Consider the following 22,188-nt stretch of genomic DNA (forward strand, 5'->3'; position numbering starts at 1 on the left):
CGCAAATTTAAAATATAGAGGGATTTATTATGACTGCACACGAACAACAACAATCACCCGAACATGAATATCTTGGTACTGGTAAAAGTGCTGCTTATGGCTTACAACATGTTTTAACCATGTATGGTGGTATTATAGCGCCTCCTCTGATCGTGGGTACGGCTGCAGGCTTATCAGGTATGGAAATTGGGCTACTCATCGCTGCTGCTTTATTTGTCGGTGGCTTAGCGACAATTTTACAAACCATAGGCGTTAAACATATTGGTGCACAATTGCCCTTGGTTCAGGGTGTCTCTTTTGCTGGTGTAGCCACAATGGTCGCAATTGTCACCACAGGTGGCGGATTACAGGCAGTCTATGGTGCCGTCATTGTGGCATCACTTTTAGGGTTTTTCTTAGCGCCCTACTTCTCTAAAATTATTCGATTTTTTCCCCCAGTTGTTACAGGCTGTGTAATTACAATCATAGGCTTATCACTCCTGCCAGTTGCTGTGCGTTGGATGATGGGCGGCAATAAAAGTGCACCTGATTGGGGAAGTGCTGAAAATATTTGTTTAGCGTTAGCGACGCTTGCAATCGTCATAATATTGAATATGGCTGGCAGTGCCACAATTCGACGCCTTTCAATTTTACTGGCAATTATTCTTGGCACTGTCTTAGCATTTATGTTTGGCTTTGGTGATTTTAGCAAAGTTGGGGAAGGTCATTGGTTACAGGTTCCTAGCTTCTTTGCATTTGGTATGCCGACCTTTGAGTTTACAGCAATACTTTCCATGATCATTGTTACCCTCGTGATTATGACTGAGACTACAGCTGATATTATTGCAGTCGGTGAAATTATCGGTACCGATGTAGATTCAAAACGTATTTCAGATGGTCTACGCGCAGATATGTTATCAAGTGCAGCAGCACCGATCTTTGGTTCATTTATGCAAAGTGCGTTTGCGCAAAACGTTGGTTTAGTTGCAATAACAGGGATTAAAAGTCGCTATGTTGTCGCTGCTGGCGGGATAATTCTGGTCGTACTTGGATTACTCCCAGTGATGGGGCGTTTTATTGCAGCGATTCCTGTGCCTGTACTTGGGGGGGCTGGCCTTGTTTTATTTGGTACAGTAGCCGCGAGTGGTATCCGTACACTGGCAAAAATTGATTATAACGATCAGAAAAACTTAATTATTGTCGCGACTTCAATTGCTGCAGGAATGGTACCCATTATTGACCATTCGTTCTATTCCGACTTCCCAAAATGGGTCCAAACCTTGTTCCATTCCGGTATTAGCTCAACCTGCTTAATGGCGATAATCCTCAATATATTATTTAATCACTTAAAATTATTTGGACCGAAAATTAGTATTAAAAGTAAACAAATAATTGATTCTCATCATTAATTTAAACCATCTTTGTATCAATGCCTGCATACGTGGGCATTAATTTTTCCTTTCATCCACTTTTGGCTTTATTTTTGCAAAAGAATCGTTATTCTGTTACCGCTTTCTCTGGGGATTCTTTTATGAAACTTAATCAAATCGCAGCACTTTGCGCATTAGCTTCTACAGCAGCGTTTACTCAAGCAAGTCCAATTGTTTGGCAAGATTTCAGCCTAACTGGTCTTTATGGCGATAACTACCTAAACCCTTTCTCTCAACAAGAAGGTGAACGCTATACCATCACTGCTGAATATGCTGCAAAGCTTAAGTACTCTGATGTTTTCTTTTTCGTCGATCAACAATGGGGCGGAAAAGATGGTGATTCAACTTATCTTGAATTAGCTCCACGATTAAGTTTAAGTGAAGTTTCTGGCCAAAAACTAAGCGCTGGTCCAATCAAAGATGTATTGATTGCAACGACTTGGGAACACAACGCTGGTTATAACAACAATACTGAGTTCAATAACTTCTTGTATGGCGTAGGCTTTGCTTTAGATATTCCTTACACGCAATATGCAAATATTAACTTCTATCGAGTTGACAATGACTTGACTGAAGATGACTACCAAATGACGATCACTTACGCTGTTCCATTCAAGCTAGGCAATGAAGAATTCTTGGCAGATGCATTCCTTGATTGGTCTACAAATGAAGGTCCTGGTCATGCGAGTGAATTGAACTGGACAAGCCAATATAAATGGAATGTTGGTAAACATATCTCTCCAAAAACCAAATTGTATGTAGGTGTTGAACACTCTGTCTGGAACAATAAATTCGGTCAAAAAGGTCAAGACCAAAACGATGTAAGCGCATTGGTTAAATATCATTTCTAATTGATATTTATAATAAAAAAGCAAGACTAGTGTCTTGCTTTTTTTATGCTCAATAATCAAAATAAAGTTATAAATACTGACGATTAGAATAAAAAATGTCTTTTAAAATTCGTTTCGCAACTGAACAGGATTTAACTCAAATCCAAGATATTTACAACGATGAAATTCTGAATGGTTTTGCAACATGGAATGAGCAAGATCAAGACATTTATTATTATCAGAATTGGTATCGTCAGCATCTAATAGATCATTTCCCTATTTTTGTGGTTGAAAACGAACTCACCCAACAAATTGCAGGTTATGCTGAATATAGTACATTTAGAGCGATCAGTGGTTTTAGACAAACTGTCGAACACTCTGTGTATATTCATCCCAATTTTACACGTTTGGGTTTAGGCAAAGCTTTACTCCAACATTTAATTCAATACGCAAGCCAACATAAAATTCATGTCATGATCGCTGCTATAGATCATGAAAATTTTGCATCCATCAAATTACATGAATACTTTGGATTTAAACAAACAGGCTATTTACCTGAAGTCGGACAAAAATTTGGATCTTGGCGCAATCTCGTCTTATTCCAACTGAATCTAAATACTTAAAAAGGGCATTTAGCCCTTTTAGTTGAAATCTTTAATCCAAAGGATTTCCAACAATATTACTGATAATACCTTTCATAATATGAGGTCCTTGTTCTTTTCTTAAGTCCTCATACCATTCACGAGTAATCGATTCGTCTTTCATATGCGTCACATCACAACGTTTACGCGCTCTCAATACCATTTCAGCCGTGCGTTCATTACGTTTGTTTTGATAACGTCTTAAAGCATCCTGAATTCCCAGTGTATTAATCTGTAATGCCCGAGCCAAATAAATGGCATCTTCCATCGCTTGGCAACCGCCCTGCCCAATATCAGGTGTTGTACTATGTGCTGCATCGCCAACAATCACCACTCGCCCTTTATAGAAATCTGCAAATGGTTCTATATCATGGATTTCAACACGATTGGTTCGCTGTTCATCAATAGCATCAATCAAAGTTTGTACTTGCGGACACCAACCGTCAAAATATTGTTTTAGTAATTTTTTATACTGAGTACGATCATTTTCCAAACCTAATTCAAGTGGTACATCAAAGAAGAAATAAAAACGATTACCTGCGACTGGCATTAAAGAAGCTCGCTTCCCTTCTCCTACAAAGGTGGTCCACTGATCAGCAGGTGCCAGCGACTCAGAAATTTCGACCAACCCATTCCAATTCACATAACCTGCATAACGACGCTCAACTTGCTCACCTAAAACATAGGCACGCGTGATCGAATGAGTGCCATCCGCGCCGACCAATAAATCCGTGGTTATTTGTGTTCCGTCAGCAAAATGGATTTTGACGTCATCACCTTGATCCTCAAGTCCGATCATTTTTTTTGCAAGATGAATATCTTCACGTCCAAACTCATCCATCAACATATTTTGTAATTCAGCGCGAGAAACTGGATAAGGTCGCTGCCCAACTTCTTCAATCAACGGATATAAATTAAATTGCGTCATGACATCACCCGTGAGCCCATCGACATAAGCAAGGTGATCCATTTTCCCACCAAGTTGAGCGACTTGATCCGTGAGTCCTAGATAGTTCAAACATTTCACACCATTTGACCACAATGAAATCGCAGCACCCACGGGTAAAATTTTTTCAGTTTGTTCATATATTGAAACTTGATGACCAAATTTCTTCAGCGCAATTCCGGTCGTTAATCCTGCCATTCCGGCACCAATAATGGTGATATTCATTTTTACTTCCACAATTTTTTTTGCTTTAACCCACTGCTTAAAGCGAAAAACGTGCCATTTCCACCAATAGAGCGCTACATAAGTGCAAGGTTGGCACATGCTGTGCATTCTTTTTAAAGCCCTTAAGCAGATGCGACATAACAACGCATTACGATTCTAAGAATGCATTCTTTTGATAAGAATCAAGTTTTAAAGCAATAATGGAAGATGACATGGCAACACTATTGGCACCGGAATTTGAAATCCCTACTCCTTTACAGCAACTTACTAACCTTGCAGATGCCCGAATTGGTGCAAAAGTCACAACATGTTCTGATGATTTTTTTGCTGAAGCTCAACGTATGCTTCAGTTTGATGCGCCTATCTTTGTAGAAGGTAAATTTGATGATCATGGCAAGTGGATGGATGGATGGGAAACCCGTCGTAAACGTCACAGTGGTTATGATTGGGCGATTGTTCAGTTAGGTGTTGCAGGTAAAATTAAAGCACTCGATATTGATACCACTTTTTTTAGTGGTAATTATCCCGCTTCTGCTTCAGTAGAAGGGTGTTATGCACCAAATGAAAACTTAGATGATGCTGAATGGCACCAAATTTTACCAAATAGTATATTGGGACCAAGTCAGCACCATGTCTTTGAAGTTTCAATGAATCAGATCTTTACCCATCTGCGTTTAAATATTTTTCCAGATGGAGGTATCGCACGATTCCGCGTATATGGTGAAGTCAGCGTTCAAATCCAAGATCAAAACCAAACCCTCGACCTGCTTGCACTTGAAAATGGTGGACGTGTTATTGCCTATAGTGATGCACACTTCGGACATCCACGTAATCTGATCAATCCAGGACGTGGGGTTAATATGGGTGATGGTTGGGAAACCGCACGCCGTCGTGCACCCGGTTTCGACTGGTGTATTTTAGCTTTAGGGCAAGCTGGTCACATTGAAAAGATTGATATTGATACAGCCCACTTTAAAGGGAATTATCCTGCTGAAGTGTCCATTCAAGCCATTTATATAGAAGATGCAACGGATCCTCAATTGATCCCTCAAAGTATGTTTTGGCCTTTTTTACTCGCACCTCAACCGATGCAAATGGATCACATTCATAACTTTGTAAATGAAGTATTGCGACACGAAAAAATTTCTCATATTCGGGTGAATATGATTCCTGATGGTGGGATTAGTCGTATACGCCTCTGGGGTAAAGTGAATCCTTAGTTGAGTATTTGTTACTTTTAAAGTGATCTTATTTTGACTGCATTTTCGACTCAATTCTAAATTGAAAATGCAGTTTCTTTTCAGCGAATTTTTATGATGCATACCATTACCCTACAACCTTTAACCTCCGAAAATTTTGCACCTTTTGGTGACGTCATTGCTTGCCAAGGAAATGATTATTTTCATATTAACGATGCGCATACAGAGCGCTATCATGCTTTAGTGACCACTGAAATTATTGGCGATGCCAAAGCCGGGATTAGTATTTTTCGAAATATTCAAAGTACCAATATTCCGTTCAAAATTTCAATGCTTGAACGTCATCCTCATGGATCACAAGCTTTCATCCCGATGCAGGGACAAAAGTTTTTAGTAGTGGTTGCACCAAACTTAAATGCGGATCAGCCCGATATTTCAAAGCTACAAGCTTTTATAACCAATGGCTCTCAAGGTGTGAACTATCGGGCGGGGACTTGGCATCATCCACTTTTAACATTGGAAAGCCCGAGTGATTTTGCGGTGGTGGATCGGATTGGTGCTGGGAATAATTGTGATGAGTTTCAGTTTGATTTTTTTAAAATAATTGATCGATAATGTTATTTGGTATGCATAAATTCTGAGCTAATATCGCACTGTACAATATAAAATATACTAGAGGGAATAATGGCGAAGTTCCTAAATACCAGTGCTACTAACTTTTATCTTGAAGAACTCATAAAAAATGCAAAGGAGCGCTTGATTCTAATCAGTCCTTATCTTCGACTAAATGATCGAATTAAAGAATTATTAGAAGATAAAGATCGTCTAAAAATTGATATTCGAATCGTGTATGGGAAAAGTGATTTACATCCTGAAGAAATTAAATGGCTGCAAAAGCTTGATTACGTCCGTCTCAGTTTTTGTAAAAACTTACACGCTAAATGCTACCTAAACGAAGGTGAATGTATTATTTCAAGCCTCAACCTATATGAGTTTAGCCAAGTTAATAATAATGAAATGGGTATTTTAGTCCGTAAATACGAAGATGATGAAGTGTTTAAAGAAGCTTATGAAGAAGCGCAGCGGATTATCCGTATTAGTGAAGAAGTTCGAATTAGCTTAGATGAAGTTAAATCGGATAATACAGAACCTGAGCATATAGCTGATAACGAATCTGAGAGTAGCAAATTTAGCAAATTAACTTCAGCAAAACTTGCTGCAAAAGTTGGTTTAAAAACACCTGTTTTATTAGAAAAATTAGTTTCCAAGGGTTATCTCAAACTTGAAAATGAGAAGCATTTTTTAACGGATGCAGGCAAAGCAGCTGGGGGTGAATTTAGATCAGGTCAATTCGGAATTTATTTTTTATGGGATGAAAATTTAGAAATATAAACATCATGTTAATCAAAAAATTAATCTCCAACAGTATTTGGCATTGATTAGGCTTAAAGGAGTTATATCGATTTTCTTTAAGCCATGTTTAATTTTGACAAGCTGACATCACATGTAACACCGCAGCAGTTCTCGTTTCCACAAACAGCTTCTCAAAAACGTGCTCTAAATGTTTATTGACGGTGCGTGGACTCAACTCCAAAATTTCTGCAATATCTCGGTTGGTTTTGCCAAGCGTTACCCAATGCATAACTTCAGCTTCACGTGGTGTTAAATTCGGACAAGCTTGAGCGATCTCTTCAACACTTGGCATGTGTGTTTGCTCTTTGATCTGAACCAAAACATGTTTAGGTAATTGTCCTTCTTTCAGCTTGGTCAATAAATTTAATTGTAATTGCTGATGCCCATGACCATATTGACCATGTAGCATTTCTTCTTGATACGATTGCTGGAAAAGTGCTTTTAACCAATGATTTATACTCTTTCTAAAATGAGTAATATCAATTCCATGTTGCGTTAATAAACCCTGCACTACAGGTGTCTGCCAAATAATTTCCCCATCCATATTCATCGACAAAATTGCACTGCCTGTTGCATCGAGCATTTGTTTCTGTTGGTGCATTAAACGGGCTTGCAGTAAATGCGTTTTGACACGTGCTTGTACTTCATCGATATTCAGTGGCTTTGTCACATAATCTACGCCCCCGACTTGAAAGCCTTTTACAATATGTTCGGTTTCCGTCAAACCCGTCATAAATATGACAGGGATGTGCTCAGTCATTGGACTCGCTTTAAGCTGTATACAGGTTTCAAAACCATCAATCTCAGGCATACTCCCATCCAATAAAATCATATCTGGCTGTGAACGGTGCGCAATTTCAATAGCAGTAAAACCATTGGTAGCAACTAAGACCTGATAGCCGGCTTGATCAAGACTCTCATGTAATAAACTTAGATTTTCAGGAATATCATCCACAATTAAAATGCTTTCTAACATAGCTTAACTCCCTTCCAAATCAGATCTGATATCAGATAGGTGCTCGTGTAATCGTTGTAATGCACGTTGGGTATCGAAGCGTTGAATATCAAATTCTATGTGTTGCCATATAGAAGGATCACAGACATTGCGTTTCTTGCAAATTTCGAGGATCTCTTTGGCTCCACGGATATAACCAATACTCAAATAATCTTCTAGTTTGATTAGCGCTTGTTCTGATGCTACATCATCCTCATCAATCACGCTGACAGATAAAGCGTTACTATCATAGTGTAAGGGTTCAACCTGTTTTTGAGGTTCTTCTGCGGCTTGATTCGGCTCATTCTGATGAACCCAGTTCAAGCCTAATTTATCTCCAATTTTGTTCAGTAGCAGATTTAAGTCCACTGGTTTGACCAGAAAGTCTTCATTCAATACATCGGTTTCAGGGTTCTGCATTCGTTCATTGGCATCTGCGGAAATAATGATGATGGGAACATTGGTCATTTTATTATTTCTCAATAATTTCGCAGTTTCCCACCCTCCCATCAAAGGCATACTCAAATCCATTAAAATTAAATCTGGTCGAAATTCAGGGACTTTTCTTAGACATTGCAATCCCGATTCTGCTTCTTCAAGAATAAAGCCGAGAGGTTTAAGGAAATTTAAAACTAGTCCACGATCAGTTGCTTCATTGTCTACGACCAATATTTTACGGCGATGTCCCGTATAGCCAGATACTGTATTCGATGCGACATCAGCAATCGGATGAATAACCGACTTTGAAGGTAAATATAGTTTTATTTTAAAAATAGAACCGTTTTTTAACGTACTGCTTACCTTTAACTCCCCACCGAGAATATCCACCAATAGTTTAACAATTGGTAAACCCAAACCTGTTCCAGCAAAGCTCCCTTGTACGACATTTTGTCCGCGCTCAAAAGGCTGGAATATTCGCTCTAGATCTGCTTCAGCAATTCCGCATCCCGTATCATGAATTTCAAAATATGCCGTCTGAAAGCGATAATCCACTCGAAATTTCACCTCTCCTTCGAGCGTAAATTTCAAAGCATTTCCCATTAAATTGATAAGGATCTGTTCAAGTCTTTTTTTATCTATACGTACGTATTGTGGTATTTTTTCACTAATTTCGACCGTAAATTTCAGTTGTTTTTGTTGGAATTGTGGCTCAAACATATTCACGATTTGTTGGAGAAACTTCGGAAATTCAATATTCGACATTTCTAAAGAAATTTTACCTGTTTCAATCCTTGCAAGATCAAGTAAACCATCAATCAAGGACGTTAAATGCTGCCCACTACGACGAATCACGCCCAGCGCAGCTTTTCCTTGTTCAGAGAGTTGTTCTTGTTTATTGAGTAACTGGCTATATCCTAAAATACTATTTAGAGGTGTTCTCAGTTCATGACTAATCCCAACAACATAACGACTTTTGGCCTCATTGGCTTTTTCAGCTTGAGTTCGTGCATCTTGTAATTGCCGATCTGTAATTTTATGCGCTTCAATTTCGTCCATGAGCAGTTGTGTTTGCATATTACTTTCAAGCTGAGCTTGTCGGCGACTTTCATCATTAAGTACCAACCACCATGCTGCAACACATAACAGTAAAAATAATACGGCATAAATTTTCACAAATAGCATCAGCAACTCATGCTGTTGAGTTGATCCAAATACTGTGCCGAATTTACTCAGTTCTTGTAAATAAACCAGACTTAAACTGACTGCCAATACCACACTCAGAACAAAGATCATCAAAATATAAAGACTCAATCTAGTATTGATGTATCTCAACCATTGGCGCGGTAGAAACCAAACTGCAAAATGCTTAAGTTGTGCAGACCACCGTGCATGAGGCTTACATAAATCATGGCAACGAGCTTCTAAGGTACAGCATAAAGAACAAATAATATTGTTATAAGCAGGACAAGTCGCCATGTCAGCCATTTCATAATCATGCTCACAAACCACACATCGTTGTGTCTCTATTGGTTTTAATGATTTATCTTCATGACGTGCGATGTAGTATTTGCCACGAGTAAAATAAGCAAGCATTGGGACACAGACGATAGCTGAACCTAAAGCAATAAATCCTGCTAAGGATTTTGCGATATCACCAAATAATCCCCAGTAGCATAAAATCGACAACAAGGATGCAATACATAAACTGCCAACACCGACTGGATTAATGTCATAGAGGTAAGCACGCCTAAACTCAATTCCTTTCGGGCTCAGCCCCAATGGCTTACAGATGACGAGATCAGCAACGATGGCACCCACCCATGCCAAGGCCACATTACTATAAAGCCCTAATACACGCTCCACCGCATGGATGACACCCAGCTCCATCAACAATAGCGCAATAAAAATATTGAATACTAACCAGACCACACGTCCGGGATGACTGTGCGTTAAGCGTGCAAAGAAATTAGACCATGCCAATGAGCCAGCATAAGCGTTGGTTACGTTGATCTTTAACTGTGCGATACACACAAACATGACTGTAAGAAATAATGCAGCACCAGGATGCTCAATCACTTGTTGGTAGGCGATCCAATATAGATAATTCGGATTGCTTAACTCATGATTCGGTACCATAAATTTAAGGGCGAGTACCATTAAAATCATGCCCATAAAAATTTTAATGAATCCCACCAATATCCATGCAGGACCGCCTAAAAATACCGCCCAATTCCATTTCTTTTGAGCATTTTTTTTGTCTGGCAAAAATCTTAAATAATCAGCTTGTTCACCAATCTGCGTAATCAGCGCAAACAAAACAGTGCAAGATGCGCCAAAAAAAGCCAAATTGAATCCTGCACTTTGACTTTGCGCGCCTTCTATTAGGGCAACTTCAGAGAGCAGAGTCGGATGCTTCACCAAAACAAAGCACCATGGTAGTAATAATAAAAAAATCCATAATGGTTGGGTAAACGCTTGTACTTTATTAATAAACCCTATGCCTTTGATCACTAGGGGCAGAATAATAAGCGCAGAAATTAAATAACCTAGACTCAGCGGTACACCTAAACCAAGCTCAAGCGCCAAAGCCATGATAGCGGCTTCAAAAGCAAAGAAGATGAAAGTAAAACTGGCGTAAATGACTGAAGTTATAGATGAGCCGATATAGCCAAAGCCTGCGCCCCGCGTAAGTAGGTCAATATCAACATTGTATTTGGCCGCGTAATATCCAATAGGCCAACTGGTCAAAAAGATAATGATTGAAACGACCACTAAGGCCCAGAATGCATTGCTAAAGCCGTATTGCCATAACATGGTTGCACCAAGCGCTTCCATCGCTAGAAAACTGACTGCTGCAAGCGCTGTATTGGTCACCGTCCAAAGGGACCACCGTCTTACTGACCTCGGTGCGTAGCGTAGTGCATAGTCTTCAATACTCTCATCAACCACCCAAGTATTGTATTTACGGCGAGTATGAATCACCCGTTGCGGTGCTTGAGGAGTATTGCTAGATGAAACCATAAAGCTAGGCAATTTAAATAGACCCTTACAGTTAGCAAAATCTATGCCCAGCTTAACTTTCATCAAAAAACATTTTGAGGAACATCGATATACGTAAAGTGACGTATATGCTCATTTTTTAACACCCCTTAGGCTTAAGTCCATAGCAAGCGCAAACAATAAATCGCGCAATGGCCTTATCCACTTCATCAGGGGAACACCAATGACCTTAAAATCTAAAGTTAAAACATCTGGCTTACTCGCAGGACTACTCGCTGTTCCTTTTTTACTGGCACCTGTCTTGACCACTGCGAGTGCTCCAGCGACAGCAAAAGTAAATACAACCAAACTTAACGTAAATGATAAATTCGTCTATGTCGGTCAGCTTCATTCAGCGACGGGAACGATGGCAATCTCTGAAACAGGGGCCATCCAAGCAGAACGCTTAGCCATTGAGCAGATCAACAAACAAGGTGGTGTATTAGGTCGTCAGATTAAAATTGTTCAAGAAGATGGTGCATCTGACTGGCCAACTTTCGCTGAGAAAGCCCGAAAATTAACTGAAAAGGATCGTGTTGCAGCAATTTTTGGTTGCTGGACTTCAGCTTCTCGTAAAGCCGTATTACCTATTATTGAACGAAATAATTCGCTTCTGTATTACCCAACATTCTATGAAGGTCTAGAACAATCTAAAAATGTGATTTATACCGGTCAAGAAGCTACACAACAGGTGCTTGAGTCTCTGAATTGGCTTGCACGTGAGAAAAAAGCCAAAACATTCTATTTAATCGGTTCTGACTATATTTGGCCACGTACCACCATGAAAATTGCCCGTACACACATTGAAAAAGTGTTGAAAGGTAAAGTCGTCGGTGAAGAATACTACCCGCTTGGCCATACGCAATTTGGTTCTTTAATTAACAAAACCAAACTTCGTAAACCAGATGCAATTGTCGCTGCCGTGGTAGGTGGATCAAACGTTTCATTCTACAAGCAAATGAAAGCTGCAGGCGTGACTGGCGATAAGCAAACACTGCTCACCTTCTCTGTGACAGAAGATGAATTACTGGGTATTGGTGGCGAAAATATGAAGGGCTTCTACTCTTCAATGAAATATTTCCAAAGTCTAAATAATCCAAGTAACGCAGCTTTCGTAAAAGCATTTAAAGCGAAATATGGTCCTAAAGCAGTAATTGGTGATGTGACTCAAGCCGCTTATCTTGGTCCGTGGTTATGGAAAGCCGCAGTTGAAAAAGCTGGTAGTTTTGATGTTGCTAAAGTTACCAAAGCCTCTCCAGGCATCGAAATGAAAAATGCGCCTGAAGGTTACGTGAAAATTGATGCCAATCATCATTTATGGAGCAAATCACGTATTGCACAAGTGCAAACCAATGGTCAATTCAAAGTAGTCTACGAATCAAAAGGTTTAATCAAGCCTAATCCATTCCCTAAAGGCTACTAATCGACAGCACATGATCAGGAGAGCCCTCTCCTGATCTTTTCATTTCAAACCTATTATTTAAAGCTTGGAGGATGAGGCGATGGATTTATCTTTAGCTGACTTCGGTGCAATATTTGCGATGCAAGGCTTTAATGGTCTTTCTGTTTTCTGTGTGCTGTTGTTAATGGCACTGGGCCTTGCAATTATTTTTGGGCAAATGGGTGTCATCAATATGGCACATGGTGAATTCCTCACAATAGGCGCGTATACCACATTTGTCATTTCAACCCTGACTGAAAGCTATTTTCCTCAATTGCTTCCCTATTATTTTATTGTAGCGATTGTGGCAGCTTTTCTGACAGCAGGCATTATCGGCTATATGGTCGAACGGCTCATGATTAGTCGGCTTTATCAGCGGCCACTCGATACTTTGCTTGCAACTTGGGGCTTGAGCTTAATCATGCAACAAGTGTTTCGCTCTACATTTGGTCCCAAAGAAGTGAGTCCAACACTACCTGATTGGCTTATGGGCTCTTATCAACCGACAGAGACGATTGATATTCCTATTAATGGCTTATTCCTTGTCGGTGTCACACTCACCGTGACCGCTTTCGTCTATTTCCTCATCTATCGTTCTCGCTGGGGCTTACAGCTTCGTGCGACAAACCAAAACCGTTTCATGAGTGGTGCCGTTGGTATTAATACAAAGCGTGTGGACAGTCTAACATTCGCATTAGGTTGTGGTTTGGCCGGTATTGCTGGTGCGGCGTTTACGACAATTGGCTCAACTGGTCCAACTGCAGGCTCTCTCTATATCGTAGACACGTTCTTGGTTGTGGTGTTTGGTGGAGCTGCAAGTCTATTAGGCACTATCGCTTCGGCTTTCAGTATTGCACAAGCCCAATCAATCCTAGAGTTCTTCCTGTCAGGCTCTGTTGCCAAAGTCATTACCTTAGCGACGGTCATCATCATTTTGATGTTACGTCCTCAAGGTTTGTTCTCAATCAAAGTTCGTAAATAGGTATTCAGGAGAGATTGATATGAGTAATCCAATGAATGCCTTGTTAGGCGGTAAAGAAGGTGCGATTGGACTGGCTATATTGGCAGTACTGATCCTATTTGTAATGCCCATGTTTTTAGATGTTTTCCGTCTCAATTTAATGGGTAAATATCTTACGTTTGCCTTTGTCGCGATTGGTTTAGTGCTGTGCTGGGGTTACGGCGGCATTTTGAGTTTAGGTCAGGGTATTTTCTTTGGGATCGGTGGCTACTGTATGGCCATGTTCCTCAAGCTCGAAGCTTCTGACATGCAATCCACAGCAGCTCAAACCACACCCGGTATTCCTGACTTTATGGACTGGAACCAAATTACCAGTTTACCAATGTTCTGGGAACCGTTCCATAGTTTCACATTTACCCTATTCGCGATTGTAATTATTCCAATTTTATTGGCTTTTATTATTGGTTTTGCAATGTTTACTCGTCGTGTAGGAGACGTGTATTTCTCTATCATCATGCAAGCGATTGTGGCGATTTTGACAATTTTGATTATTGGTCAACAAGGCTTTACTGGTGGTATCAACGGTATTACTGATCTCAAGACATTACATGGGTGGGACATCCGTACGGATGAGGCAAAGTACGTTCTGTATTACATCAATGCATTATTACTCATCGCAGTCATCATGATCAGTCGCTTTGTTCTCAGCTCAAAGTTAGGTCGCTTACTTTCTGCAATGCGTGAAAAAGAAGAACGTGTACGTTTTTCTGGTTATGACGTTTCAATGTACAAAGTCTTTATCTTCTGCTTTGCGGCAGTCGTTTCTTCCGTCGGTGGGGCAATGTTTACGCTGCAAGTCGGCTTCATGTCACCTACGATTATTGGCATCGTCCCATCTATTGAAATGGTGATCTTGGCTGCAGTAGGCGGTCGTTTATCACTGATTGGAGCTGTATATGGTGCAGTTTTAGTTAACCTCGGTAAAACTTACTTCTCTGAAGCATTCCCTGAAGTATGGTTGTACTTCCTTGGTGCATTGTTCATAGGCGTTGTGATGTTCTTACCGAATGGTTTAGCTGGCTTATATGAAAAATATGTTCGCCCACTTATCTTCAAAGATAAAAAAACAACGGCTTCGCCTATCCCCCATCAACCCACGGAGTCCAAAAAAGATAGCAATATTGAAGTAGAAGGAGGTGTGAAATGAGTAAAGTCGGCGTAGAAATGGCAAAACCTGTACTTGTTATCGAAGATCTCACAGTCTCGTTTGATGGCTTTAAAGCCGTCAGCGATCTCAACTTCTATCTCGATAAAAACGAAGTTCACGTGGTGATCGGCCCTAATGGTGCAGGTAAAACAACAGTGTTAGATTTGATTTGCGGTAAAACTAAAGCAACTTCTGGCACGATCAAATTTAATGATATTGAACTGACTAAGCTCAAAGAGTTCGAAATCGTTCGTAAAGGTGTCGGTCGTAAATTTCAAAATCCCAATATTTACGAAAACCTTTCAGTCTATGACAACCTCGAAATGTCTTTCCCACGTGGTCGTAATGTGTTTGGGGCTTTGTTCTTTAAGCGAACCAAAGATGTCGAAGAGCGTATCCAAGAAGTCGCTTCAAAAATTTTCCTCACTGATTTATTACACACCTCCGCAGGCCTATTGTCTCATGGACAAAAACAATGGCTTGAAATAGGGATGTTGCTTATGCAAGACCCCGAGTTGTTAATGCTGGATGAACCTGTGGCAGGCATGAGTGTTTCTGAGCGCGAACAGACAGCACAACTGCTTCGTGAAATCAGTAAAGGACGCTCAGTCCTCGTGATTGAGCACGATATGGAGTTTGTAAAAACCATTGCAGATAAAGTGACAGTATTGCACCAAGGGAAAATCCTCGCAGCAGGAAAAATGGATGATGTGCAAAGTGATCCAAAAGTCATTGAAGTCTATCTCGGACACTAAGGAGGCCTTATGAGCGGATTATTAGAAATTAGTTCTTTGTGTTCAGGTTATAAACAAAGCCAAGTCATTCATGATCTAGAACTTAAAATTCAACCCAAAGAAATTGTGGCGATTATGGGTCGAAATGGGATGGGAAAAACCACACTGTTTAAAACCCTTATCGGTGATATTAAAAATACTCAAGGCGAAATCAAGCTCGATGGTAAAAACTTAGAAAAGCTTGACCCGTATCAACGTGTAGAAAATGGTGTTGCTTATGTTCCTCAAGGTCGTATGATTTTCTCAACCATGTCTGTTCTAGAGAATATTCAAACAGGTCTCCCTGCGTCTGCCCATGGCAAAGTACCTGACGATCTGTATGAGCTTTTCCCTGTACTTTGGGATATGCGTAAACGCAAAGGGGGAAATTTATCTGGTGGACAACAGCAACAATTGGCAATTGCACGTGCACTCGCCACCAATCCCAAAGTATTGCTGCTCGATGAACCTACCGAGGGAATCCAGCCCTCGATTATTAAAGATATTGCGAAAACGCTAAAAGAAATTCGCGATCAACGAGACCTCACTATCGTGGTCTCCGAGCAAGTACTGAGCTTTACTATGGCGATGGCAGATCGCTTCTTGGTCATCGATAAAGGCCGTTTTGCTTATGAAGATGTCAGAGCGAATGTCGATGAAGCAACCATTAGCAAATATCTTTCAGTTTAAAGCACGTCATCTCATCAATTCTTAATTTGGCATCTCCCTCGATTTTTCGGGGGATTTTTTTTGACCATTTGTTGGAGTGGTATTGTTATTTCGATCTAAAGACTCATTCAAAATATCGCTTCATATACGCAATTCACCGTATTTTGCATCGATCAATTTCACGAGAAACTCCTTACATAGATTTTAATTTTAAAGATATGGGGAGTAAGTTGAATGCGTCACGGTGATATCTCAAGTAGTCCTAATACAGTGGGTGTAGCAGTGGTGAATTATAAAATTCCACGCCTGCACACCAAAGCAGAAGTACTTGAGAATGCAAAAAAAATTGCTGAAATGTTGAAAGGGATTAAACAAGGTATTCCAGGCATGGATCTCATTGTTTTCCCTGAATACAGCACCATGGGCATTATGTATGATCATGATGAAATGATGGCAACTGCAGCCACAATCCCAGGTGATGAAACGGCAATTTTCTCTCAAGCTTGTATTGAAGCAAATGTTTGGGGCGTCTTCTCAATTACTGGAGAACAGCACGAAGAACACCCGCATAAAGTGCCATATAACACCTTAGTGCTCATCAATAACAAAGGTGAAATCGTTCAAAAATATCGCAAGATTATTCCATGGTGCCCAATTGAAGGCTGGTGCCCTGGAGATACGACTTATGTGACAGAGGGCCCTAAAGGCATCAAGATGTCACTCATTATCTGTGACGACGGCAATTACCCTGAAATTTGGCGCGACTGTGCGATGAAAGGTGCTGAACTTGTGGTGCGATGCCAAGGTTATATGTACCCGGCTGATGAACAGCAAATCAATATGGCCAAATGTATGGCATGGGCAAATAACGTTTATGTGGCTGTTGCCAATTGTACTGGTTTTGATGGGGTATATACCTACTTTGGACATTCGGCAGTGGTCGGCTTTGACGGACGTACATTAGGTGAATGTGGTACGGAAGAAAATGGTATCCAATACGCACAGTTATCACTCACAGAAATACGTGATGCACGTAAATACGATCAATCACAAAACCACTTGTTCAAGCTGCTACACCGTGGTTACACAGGCGTATACAACAATGGTGATGGTGATAAAGGGGTTGCCGATTGTCCATTCGACTTCTACAAAACATGGGTCTTAGACGCACAAAAAGCACAGGAAAATGTTGAGCAGTTTACGCGTTCAACCATTGGCGTTGCAGAGTGCCCAATTGGCAACTTACCTCACGAAGGGTTAGAGAAAGAAGCTTCTTAAAGAAGCTTCGTCCGACTTGATTTCAGGAGGTTTCGAACATGACATTTGCCAGTGACCGTATACATGCCAATCAGGAAAGTTTGGCAAAACAACGCTATGACATGCAAAGCAAGGAATGTATAGCACGTACTTCCCGATTCAGTTTTGAACCAGATGCCGTGATGACCCATCTACGTGAACATATTATTGGACAAGAAGCCGCACTTGATGAAATTGAAAATATGCTCACCACAGTGAAAGCAGATTTTAACGCAGCTCATCGTCCTTTAAGTGTCACACTGATGTTAGGTCCTACCGGTGTAGGAAAAACGGAAACAGTCCGCCTCATTGCTGAAGCGATACACGGTAAAGCTGATGCATTCTGCCGAATTGATATGAATACATTGGCACAAGAGCATTATGCAGCCGCCCTGACAGGTGCCCCACCAGGCTATGTCGGCTCTAAAGAAGGAAATACTTTATTCGATGAAGCCCTGATTCAAGGGAGTTTCTCCAAACCTGGCATTGTTCTCTTTGATGAAATTGAAAAAGCCAGTACTGAAGTCATTCGAGGGCTACTCAATGTGCTTGAAACAGGAACTTTAAAATTAACTGCGGGTACAAAGGTTTTAGACTTTAAAAACTGCATGATTTTTATGACCAGTAATGTAGGTGCCAAAGATGCTCAAAAGCGTCTGAAACAACTCAGTCAATTACCAAAACCACTCCAGAATTTAGCCAAGCATTTGAAATTAGATGACAGTGAAATCACGACAAAAGCACTCGATAAAAAGTTTGATCCTGAGTTTCTAAATCGAATTGAGCGAATCTTACATTATCAGCCAGTTGAATCTGATTTTGCTGCAACCTTAGTCCAACTCGAAATTGACAAAATGAACCAACGTCTAAAAAAGCAAAGTCGAACCATTGCTTTGACCGATGCTGCCATTCGATTCCTGAGTTCAGGACATGATGTTCGATTTGGTGCTCGGGGGTTAAGCCGTCGTTTTAAAGTGTTAGTTGAACCTGCACTCGCGAAAGCTTTTCTAAACAACAAGCACATTAGTGAATTCATCATCGATTACGACAATACGAAGCTTCAAATTCAGATGATTGAGCCTGCAGTGAAACAACTTGATCCGTTACTGATACACGAAGCATCACAACAACACTGAGACCTAAACTTTATTTGACCTCAATACAGGGGATACATTATGCAACATATTAAAATCAAACCAGGAGTTCCACTTGCGGAGCAAGCCGAAATTGGTCACAACCGTTGGCACCCAGACTTACCTTTTCTGACATCAGTAAAACCTGGTGAAGAAATTCTGATTGAAAGTTTGGATTTCCTTGACGCACAAATTAAAGATACTGACGATATTTCTGATGTTAAAAATGTGGATTTAACACGTGCTCATCCTTTAACAGGTCCATTCTATGTTGAAGGTGCAGAACCAGGTGATTTGTTGGTCATTGATCTACTAGACATTCAACCGATTTCTGATGTGGGTTTTTCGGGTGTTTTTGCCAAGGAAAATGGTGGTGGCTTCTTGGCGGACTATTTCCCAGAAGCAGATAAAGCCATTTGGGATTTGAAAGGTTTATTTGCAACTTCACGTCATATCCCTGGTGTACGTATTGCAGGATTAAAACATCCTGGCTTGATGGGAACTCTACCATCACATGATTTACTGAAAGAATGGAATCGCCGTGAAGCATTGCTCGTTCCTAAAGGTCAAGCAAACCCTCCTGATCCACGTACAGCCGTTCTGCGTGGTGTAAAAGGTCCCGAATTTGATCGTATGGCGGCTGAAGCTGCACGCACAGTTCCTCCACGTGAACATGGGGGTAACACAGACATTAAAGACCTTGCTGCAGGAAGCCGTATTTACTTCCCTGTTTATCAAAAAGGTGCTGGCTTCTCAATGGGCGATCTCCACTTCTCACAAGGTGATGGTGAAATTGGTTTCTGTGGTGCGATTGAAATGGATGGCGTTACACGTGTCGGTTTCGATTTAATCAAAGGTGGGATGGAAAAATACAATATTGATTCACCCATCTTTGTTCCAAGCAATGTACGTCCAAATTATGATCAATGGCTGACTTTCGAAGGGATCAGTGTTGAAGATGGTGTAAATCACTATCTCGATGCGACAGTGGCTTACCGCCAAGCATGTTTAAAAGCCATCAAGTATCTTGAAAACTTTGGCTTTACTGGGTCACAAGCCTACATGTTACTTACCGCTGCACCAGTTGAAGGTCGTATCGGAGGTATTGTAGATATTCCAAACTGTGCATGTACCGTCTCACTCCCAACCTCCATTTTTGAACAAAATATCTTGCCGCAAGGTGCTTTAAATGACGATAAATTTTGGGGGCATAAACGCTAATTAGCGCATTATTGTTGTTACAGGTTTCACCATTTTACGGGGTAGCTTGAGTAAGCATGCGAGCTACCTCCTTTTTAACTTTTAAACATGCGCATGCTTAAAAATAAGTAGGAGCACGACCATGCCATTATACGATTTCCGCTGTGAGCACTGCGAAGGAATTTTTGAACAACGTGTGCCTATTTCTAGGATTGCAACTGACACCATCGAATGCAAATACTGCCAACAACCCACCTTAGCGAAACCGATGATTACTGGCAGACAACAAATCAACATGAAGACCAAATGGCGCCCAGGATCAGGTGTAGAACAACTTGCAGGACCTTTAGTGGGCGGTCCAGGTACCAATAAAAATAGTGCACGCAGTTCAGTGCTACACAACTGTCGTGGTGTGAATTGTTCACTCTGTGAAGTATAAACAAGCCCGCATCTGCGGGCTTTAATGCTCGTGTCTGCAGAAAATTAAACGACTAATTCAGCTAAGTTGCCTTTTTGTTCCAACCATTCTTTACGATCACTTGCGCGTTTCTTGGCTAATAATTTATCTAATAAACCTGAAGTAAAATGCACATCATCCAAATCTAGTTGCACCAAACGACGAGTATTGGGATCCAATGTTGTTTCACGGAGCTGACTTGCATTCATCTCACCCAAACCTTTAAATCGTGTGATTTGTGGGGATTTAGTTTTGGCTTTTTTCAATATGCCTTCTAATTCTACTTCGTCAAGCGCGTAATGCACATCTTTACCGTCATCAATACGGAATAAAGGTGGCATCGCAACAAATAAGTGCCCTGCTTCAACTAGACTTGGGAAGTGCTTCACAAATAATGCACATAGCAAAGTCGCAATATGTAATCCATCTGAGTCTGCATCGGCAAGAATACAGATCTTGCCATAGCGAAGTTCAGACAAATCATCAGAACCCGGATCAACTCCTATTGCGATTGCAATATTATGAACCTCTTGAGAAGCAAGTACTTCATCTGAAGAGACTTCCCAAGTGTTTAAAATTTTTCCGCGGATCGGCATAATCGCTTGGAAATTCTTATCACGCGCCTGTTTGGCAGATCCTCCAGCAGAATCACCTTCCACAATAAATAGTTCTGACTCTTCCAAACTATGTCCCACACAATCAGATAATTTGCCTGGTAAAGTTGGACCTGAAACGATTTTTTTGCGCTCAACTTTCTTCGCTGCTTTTAAACGACGTCCCGCTTTTGAAATCGCCATTTCAGCCAATTGCATTGCAATTTCAGAGTTTTGATTCAACCATAAGGCAAAAGCATCTTTTGCGATGTTCTGCACAATCGCAGAGGCTTCACGACTTGAAAGACGCTCTTTGGTTTGACCTGAAAATTGTGGCTCTTGAAATTTCAAAGACAGAATATAGTTCACGCCATCCCAAACATCTTCTGCTGAAAGCTTCATATTACGTGGTAAGAGATTACGTAACTCACAGAACTCACGGATCGCATCCGTCACACCTGAACGTAGACCATTCACATGTGTGCCACCTTGAGCCGTTGGAATCAAGTTCACATAAGATTCTTGAATGCTCTCTCCGCCTTCAACATTCCAGCAAATCGCAAACTCCGCACTGGCACGTTCCGCGTCACCTGTAGCGACAAATGCAGGCATAGGGATGATTTCACGATCTTCCAACTCATCCATCAAATAATCGACGAGACCATTTTCAAACTGCCACGTGATCTTTTCGTCGTTAATTTCATCAACATAATTGATTTGTAAGCCAGCAGCTAATACCGCCTTCGCTTTTAAATTATGTTTAAGCGCCTTCAATGCAAATTTAGGTGAATCAAAATATTTCGCTTCAGGCCAAAAGTGAACTGAGGTACCCGATGCACGTTTGGGTGCTTTACCTTCCAGAACTTCAAGTGGTGCCGTTGCTTCACCTTGCTCAAAGGCCATTTTGTATAAATTACCTTGGCGCTGAACTTGGACTTCCACACGTGTGGAAAGCGCATTTACAACAGAAATACCAACCCCGTGCAAACCACCAGAGAATTGATAATTATCTGTACTGAATTTCCCACCTGCATGCAGTTTAGTCAGAATAATTTCAATGCCGCTTTGACCATATTCAGGATGAATATCAACTGGCATACCACGCCCGTTATCTTCTACTGACAATGAACCATCTTTATACACGGTCACTGTAATTTTATTCGCGTGTCCTGCCAATGCTTCATCGACCGCATTATCAATGACCTCTTGCGCCAAATGGTTTGGACGTGTGGTATCGGTATACATGCCTGGACGACGGCGTACAGGATCTAAACCCGATAAGACTTCAAGGGATTGGGCCGTATATTGAGACACGTTAAAT

General features: G+C 40.8%; 19 protein-coding genes. 15 read left to right on the plus strand and 4 right to left on the minus strand.

The window, feature by feature from the left end:
• Positions 1–29: 29 nt before the first annotated feature.
• From AC1M84_RS04560 to AC1M84_RS04570, 3 genes are all read left to right on the plus strand, one after another.
• Positions 30–1,388: a nucleobase:cation symporter-2 family protein gene (locus AC1M84_RS04560; protein WP_481591961.1), complete on the plus strand. Its 1,359-nt coding sequence runs from the start codon at positions 30–32 to the stop codon at positions 1,386–1,388.
• A gap of 122 nt (positions 1,389–1,510) precedes the next feature.
• On the plus strand, positions 1,511–2,260 hold the full coding sequence (locus AC1M84_RS04565; protein ID WP_035264928.1) for an outer membrane protein OmpK: 750 nt from the start codon (positions 1,511–1,513) through the stop codon (positions 2,258–2,260).
• A gap of 95 nt (positions 2,261–2,355) precedes the next feature.
• Positions 2,356–2,862, plus strand: a complete 507-nt coding sequence (locus AC1M84_RS04570) for a GNAT family N-acetyltransferase (protein WP_092766530.1) — start codon at positions 2,356–2,358, stop codon at positions 2,860–2,862.
• A 31-nt stretch (positions 2,863–2,893) separates the two neighbouring features.
• Here the strand turns inward: AC1M84_RS04570 and hpxO are convergent, their stop codons facing one another.
• Positions 2,894–4,051 carry an FAD-dependent urate hydroxylase HpxO gene (gene hpxO, locus AC1M84_RS04575; RefSeq protein ID WP_035264930.1) on the minus strand — a complete coding sequence of 386 codons (1,158 nt, stop codon included), beginning with the start codon at positions 4,049–4,051 and terminating at the stop codon, positions 2,894–2,896.
• A gap of 212 nt (positions 4,052–4,263) precedes the next feature.
• Between hpxO and alc the strand changes: the two genes are divergently transcribed.
• The 3 genes from alc to AC1M84_RS04590 all read left to right on the plus strand — a co-directional run bounded on the left by alc (position 4,264) and on the right by AC1M84_RS04590 (position 6,642).
• Positions 4,264–5,271, plus strand: a complete 1,008-nt coding sequence (gene alc, locus AC1M84_RS04580) for an allantoicase (RefSeq protein ID WP_481588783.1) — start codon at positions 4,264–4,266, stop codon at positions 5,269–5,271.
• A 93-nt stretch (positions 5,272–5,364) separates the two neighbouring features.
• Positions 5,365–5,865, plus strand: coding sequence for an ureidoglycolate lyase (locus AC1M84_RS04585; RefSeq protein ID WP_481594515.1), 501 nt, complete (start codon positions 5,365–5,367; stop codon positions 5,863–5,865).
• Between the two features lie 69 nt (positions 5,866–5,934).
• Positions 5,935–6,642 carry a phospholipase D family protein gene (locus tag AC1M84_RS04590; RefSeq protein ID WP_481594516.1) on the plus strand — a complete coding sequence of 236 codons (708 nt, stop codon included), beginning with the start codon at positions 5,935–5,937 and terminating at the stop codon, positions 6,640–6,642.
• Positions 6,643–6,730: 88 nt separating this feature from the next.
• Here the strand turns inward: AC1M84_RS04590 and AC1M84_RS04595 are convergent, their stop codons facing one another.
• Together AC1M84_RS04595 and AC1M84_RS04600 are read right to left on the minus strand one after the other, a co-directional pair.
• Complete coding sequence (locus AC1M84_RS04595) at positions 6,731–7,639, minus strand: response regulator transcription factor (RefSeq protein WP_092766534.1); 909 nt, start codon at positions 7,637–7,639, stop codon at positions 6,731–6,733.
• Positions 7,640–7,642: 3 nt separating this feature from the next.
• Complete coding sequence (locus AC1M84_RS04600; protein WP_481594553.1) at positions 7,643–11,119, minus strand: hybrid sensor histidine kinase/response regulator; 3,477 nt, start codon at positions 11,117–11,119, stop codon at positions 7,643–7,645.
• Positions 11,120–11,321: 202 nt separating this feature from the next.
• On the opposite strand from AC1M84_RS04600, the gene urtA reads away from it, so the two are divergent.
• The 9 genes from urtA to AC1M84_RS04645 all read left to right on the plus strand — a co-directional run bounded on the left by urtA (position 11,322) and on the right by AC1M84_RS04645 (position 20,256).
• Positions 11,322–12,560, plus strand: coding sequence for an urea ABC transporter substrate-binding protein (urtA, locus tag AC1M84_RS04605; protein ID WP_179999684.1), 1,239 nt, complete (start codon positions 11,322–11,324; stop codon positions 12,558–12,560).
• Between the two features lie 79 nt (positions 12,561–12,639).
• The gene (gene urtB / locus AC1M84_RS04610; protein WP_035264743.1) at positions 12,640–13,560 is read left to right on the plus strand and encodes an urea ABC transporter permease subunit UrtB; all 921 of its coding nucleotides are present in this window, start codon (positions 12,640–12,642) and stop codon (positions 13,558–13,560) included.
• 19 nt (positions 13,561–13,579) lie between these two features.
• Positions 13,580–14,746: an urea ABC transporter permease subunit UrtC gene (gene urtC, locus AC1M84_RS04615; RefSeq protein ID WP_481590162.1), complete on the plus strand. Its 1,167-nt coding sequence runs from the start codon at positions 13,580–13,582 to the stop codon at positions 14,744–14,746.
• Positions 14,743–15,501, plus strand: a complete 759-nt coding sequence (gene urtD / locus AC1M84_RS04620; protein WP_092766538.1) for an urea ABC transporter ATP-binding protein UrtD — start codon at positions 14,743–14,745, stop codon at positions 15,499–15,501. The genes urtC and urtD overlap by 4 nt, the downstream gene beginning before the upstream one ends.
• 9 nt (positions 15,502–15,510) lie before the next feature.
• Positions 15,511–16,209 carry an urea ABC transporter ATP-binding subunit UrtE gene (gene urtE / locus AC1M84_RS04625; RefSeq protein ID WP_035264750.1) on the plus strand — a complete coding sequence of 233 codons (699 nt, stop codon included), beginning with the start codon at positions 15,511–15,513 and terminating at the stop codon, positions 16,207–16,209.
• Between the two features lie 213 nt (positions 16,210–16,422).
• Positions 16,423–17,466 (plus strand): aliphatic amidase, encoded by a 1,044-nt coding sequence (locus tag AC1M84_RS04630; protein ID WP_035264753.1) that lies wholly within the window; start codon positions 16,423–16,425, stop codon positions 17,464–17,466.
• A gap of 38 nt (positions 17,467–17,504) precedes the next feature.
• The gene (locus AC1M84_RS04635) at positions 17,505–18,620 is read left to right on the plus strand and encodes an AAA family ATPase (RefSeq protein WP_051586508.1); all 1,116 of its coding nucleotides are present in this window, start codon (positions 17,505–17,507) and stop codon (positions 18,618–18,620) included.
• Between the two features lie 39 nt (positions 18,621–18,659).
• Positions 18,660–19,838 carry a formamidase gene (fmdA, locus tag AC1M84_RS04640; protein ID WP_092766540.1) on the plus strand — a complete coding sequence of 393 codons (1,179 nt, stop codon included), beginning with the start codon at positions 18,660–18,662 and terminating at the stop codon, positions 19,836–19,838.
• A 121-nt stretch (positions 19,839–19,959) separates the two neighbouring features.
• Positions 19,960–20,256, plus strand: coding sequence for an FmdB family zinc ribbon protein (locus AC1M84_RS04645; protein WP_481594517.1), 297 nt, complete (start codon positions 19,960–19,962; stop codon positions 20,254–20,256).
• Positions 20,257–20,300: 44 nt separating this feature from the next.
• On the opposite strand, the gene parE is transcribed toward AC1M84_RS04645, so the two are convergent.
• Complete coding sequence (gene parE, locus AC1M84_RS04650; RefSeq protein ID WP_481590164.1) at positions 20,301–22,181, minus strand: DNA topoisomerase IV subunit B; 1,881 nt, start codon at positions 22,179–22,181, stop codon at positions 20,301–20,303.
• Positions 22,182–22,188 lie beyond the last annotated feature (7 nt).

This window comes from Acinetobacter sp. 24-47-66 (assembly GCF_056779755.1).

Coding starts and splice junctions, on each gene's coding strand:
- AC1M84_RS04630 (WP_035264753.1), top strand. CDS start 16,423: ATGCGTCACGGTGATATCTCAAGTAGTCCTAATACAGTGGGTGTAGCA.
- AC1M84_RS04645 (WP_481594517.1), top strand. CDS start 19,960: ATGCCATTATACGATTTCCGCTGTGAGCACTGCGAAGGAATTTTTGAA.
- urtB (WP_035264743.1), top strand. CDS start 12,640: ATGGATTTATCTTTAGCTGACTTCGGTGCAATATTTGCGATGCAAGGC.
- fmdA (WP_092766540.1), top strand. CDS start 18,660: ATGCAACATATTAAAATCAAACCAGGAGTTCCACTTGCGGAGCAAGCC.
- hpxO (WP_035264930.1), bottom strand. CDS start 4,051: ATGAATATCACCATTATTGGTGCCGGAATGGCAGGATTAACGACCGGA.
- AC1M84_RS04590 (WP_481594516.1), top strand. CDS start 5,935: ATGGCGAAGTTCCTAAATACCAGTGCTACTAACTTTTATCTTGAAGAA.
- alc (WP_481588783.1), top strand. CDS start 4,264: ATGGCAACACTATTGGCACCGGAATTTGAAATCCCTACTCCTTTACAG.
- AC1M84_RS04565 (WP_035264928.1), top strand. CDS start 1,511: ATGAAACTTAATCAAATCGCAGCACTTTGCGCATTAGCTTCTACAGCA.
- AC1M84_RS04635 (WP_051586508.1), top strand. CDS start 17,505: ATGACATTTGCCAGTGACCGTATACATGCCAATCAGGAAAGTTTGGCA.
- AC1M84_RS04595 (WP_092766534.1), bottom strand. CDS start 7,639: ATGTTAGAAAGCATTTTAATTGTGGATGATATTCCTGAAAATCTAAGT.
- urtC (WP_481590162.1), top strand. CDS start 13,580: ATGAGTAATCCAATGAATGCCTTGTTAGGCGGTAAAGAAGGTGCGATT.
- AC1M84_RS04600 (WP_481594553.1), bottom strand. CDS start 11,119: ATGGTTTCATCTAGCAATACTCCTCAAGCACCGCAACGGGTGATTCAT.
- urtA (WP_179999684.1), top strand. CDS start 11,322: ATGACCTTAAAATCTAAAGTTAAAACATCTGGCTTACTCGCAGGACTA.
- urtE (WP_035264750.1), top strand. CDS start 15,511: ATGAGCGGATTATTAGAAATTAGTTCTTTGTGTTCAGGTTATAAACAA.
- AC1M84_RS04570 (WP_092766530.1), top strand. CDS start 2,356: ATGTCTTTTAAAATTCGTTTCGCAACTGAACAGGATTTAACTCAAATC.
- AC1M84_RS04560 (WP_481591961.1), top strand. CDS start 30: ATGACTGCACACGAACAACAACAATCACCCGAACATGAATATCTTGGT.
- urtD (WP_092766538.1), top strand. CDS start 14,743: ATGAGTAAAGTCGGCGTAGAAATGGCAAAACCTGTACTTGTTATCGAA.
- AC1M84_RS04585 (WP_481594515.1), top strand. CDS start 5,365: ATGATGCATACCATTACCCTACAACCTTTAACCTCCGAAAATTTTGCA.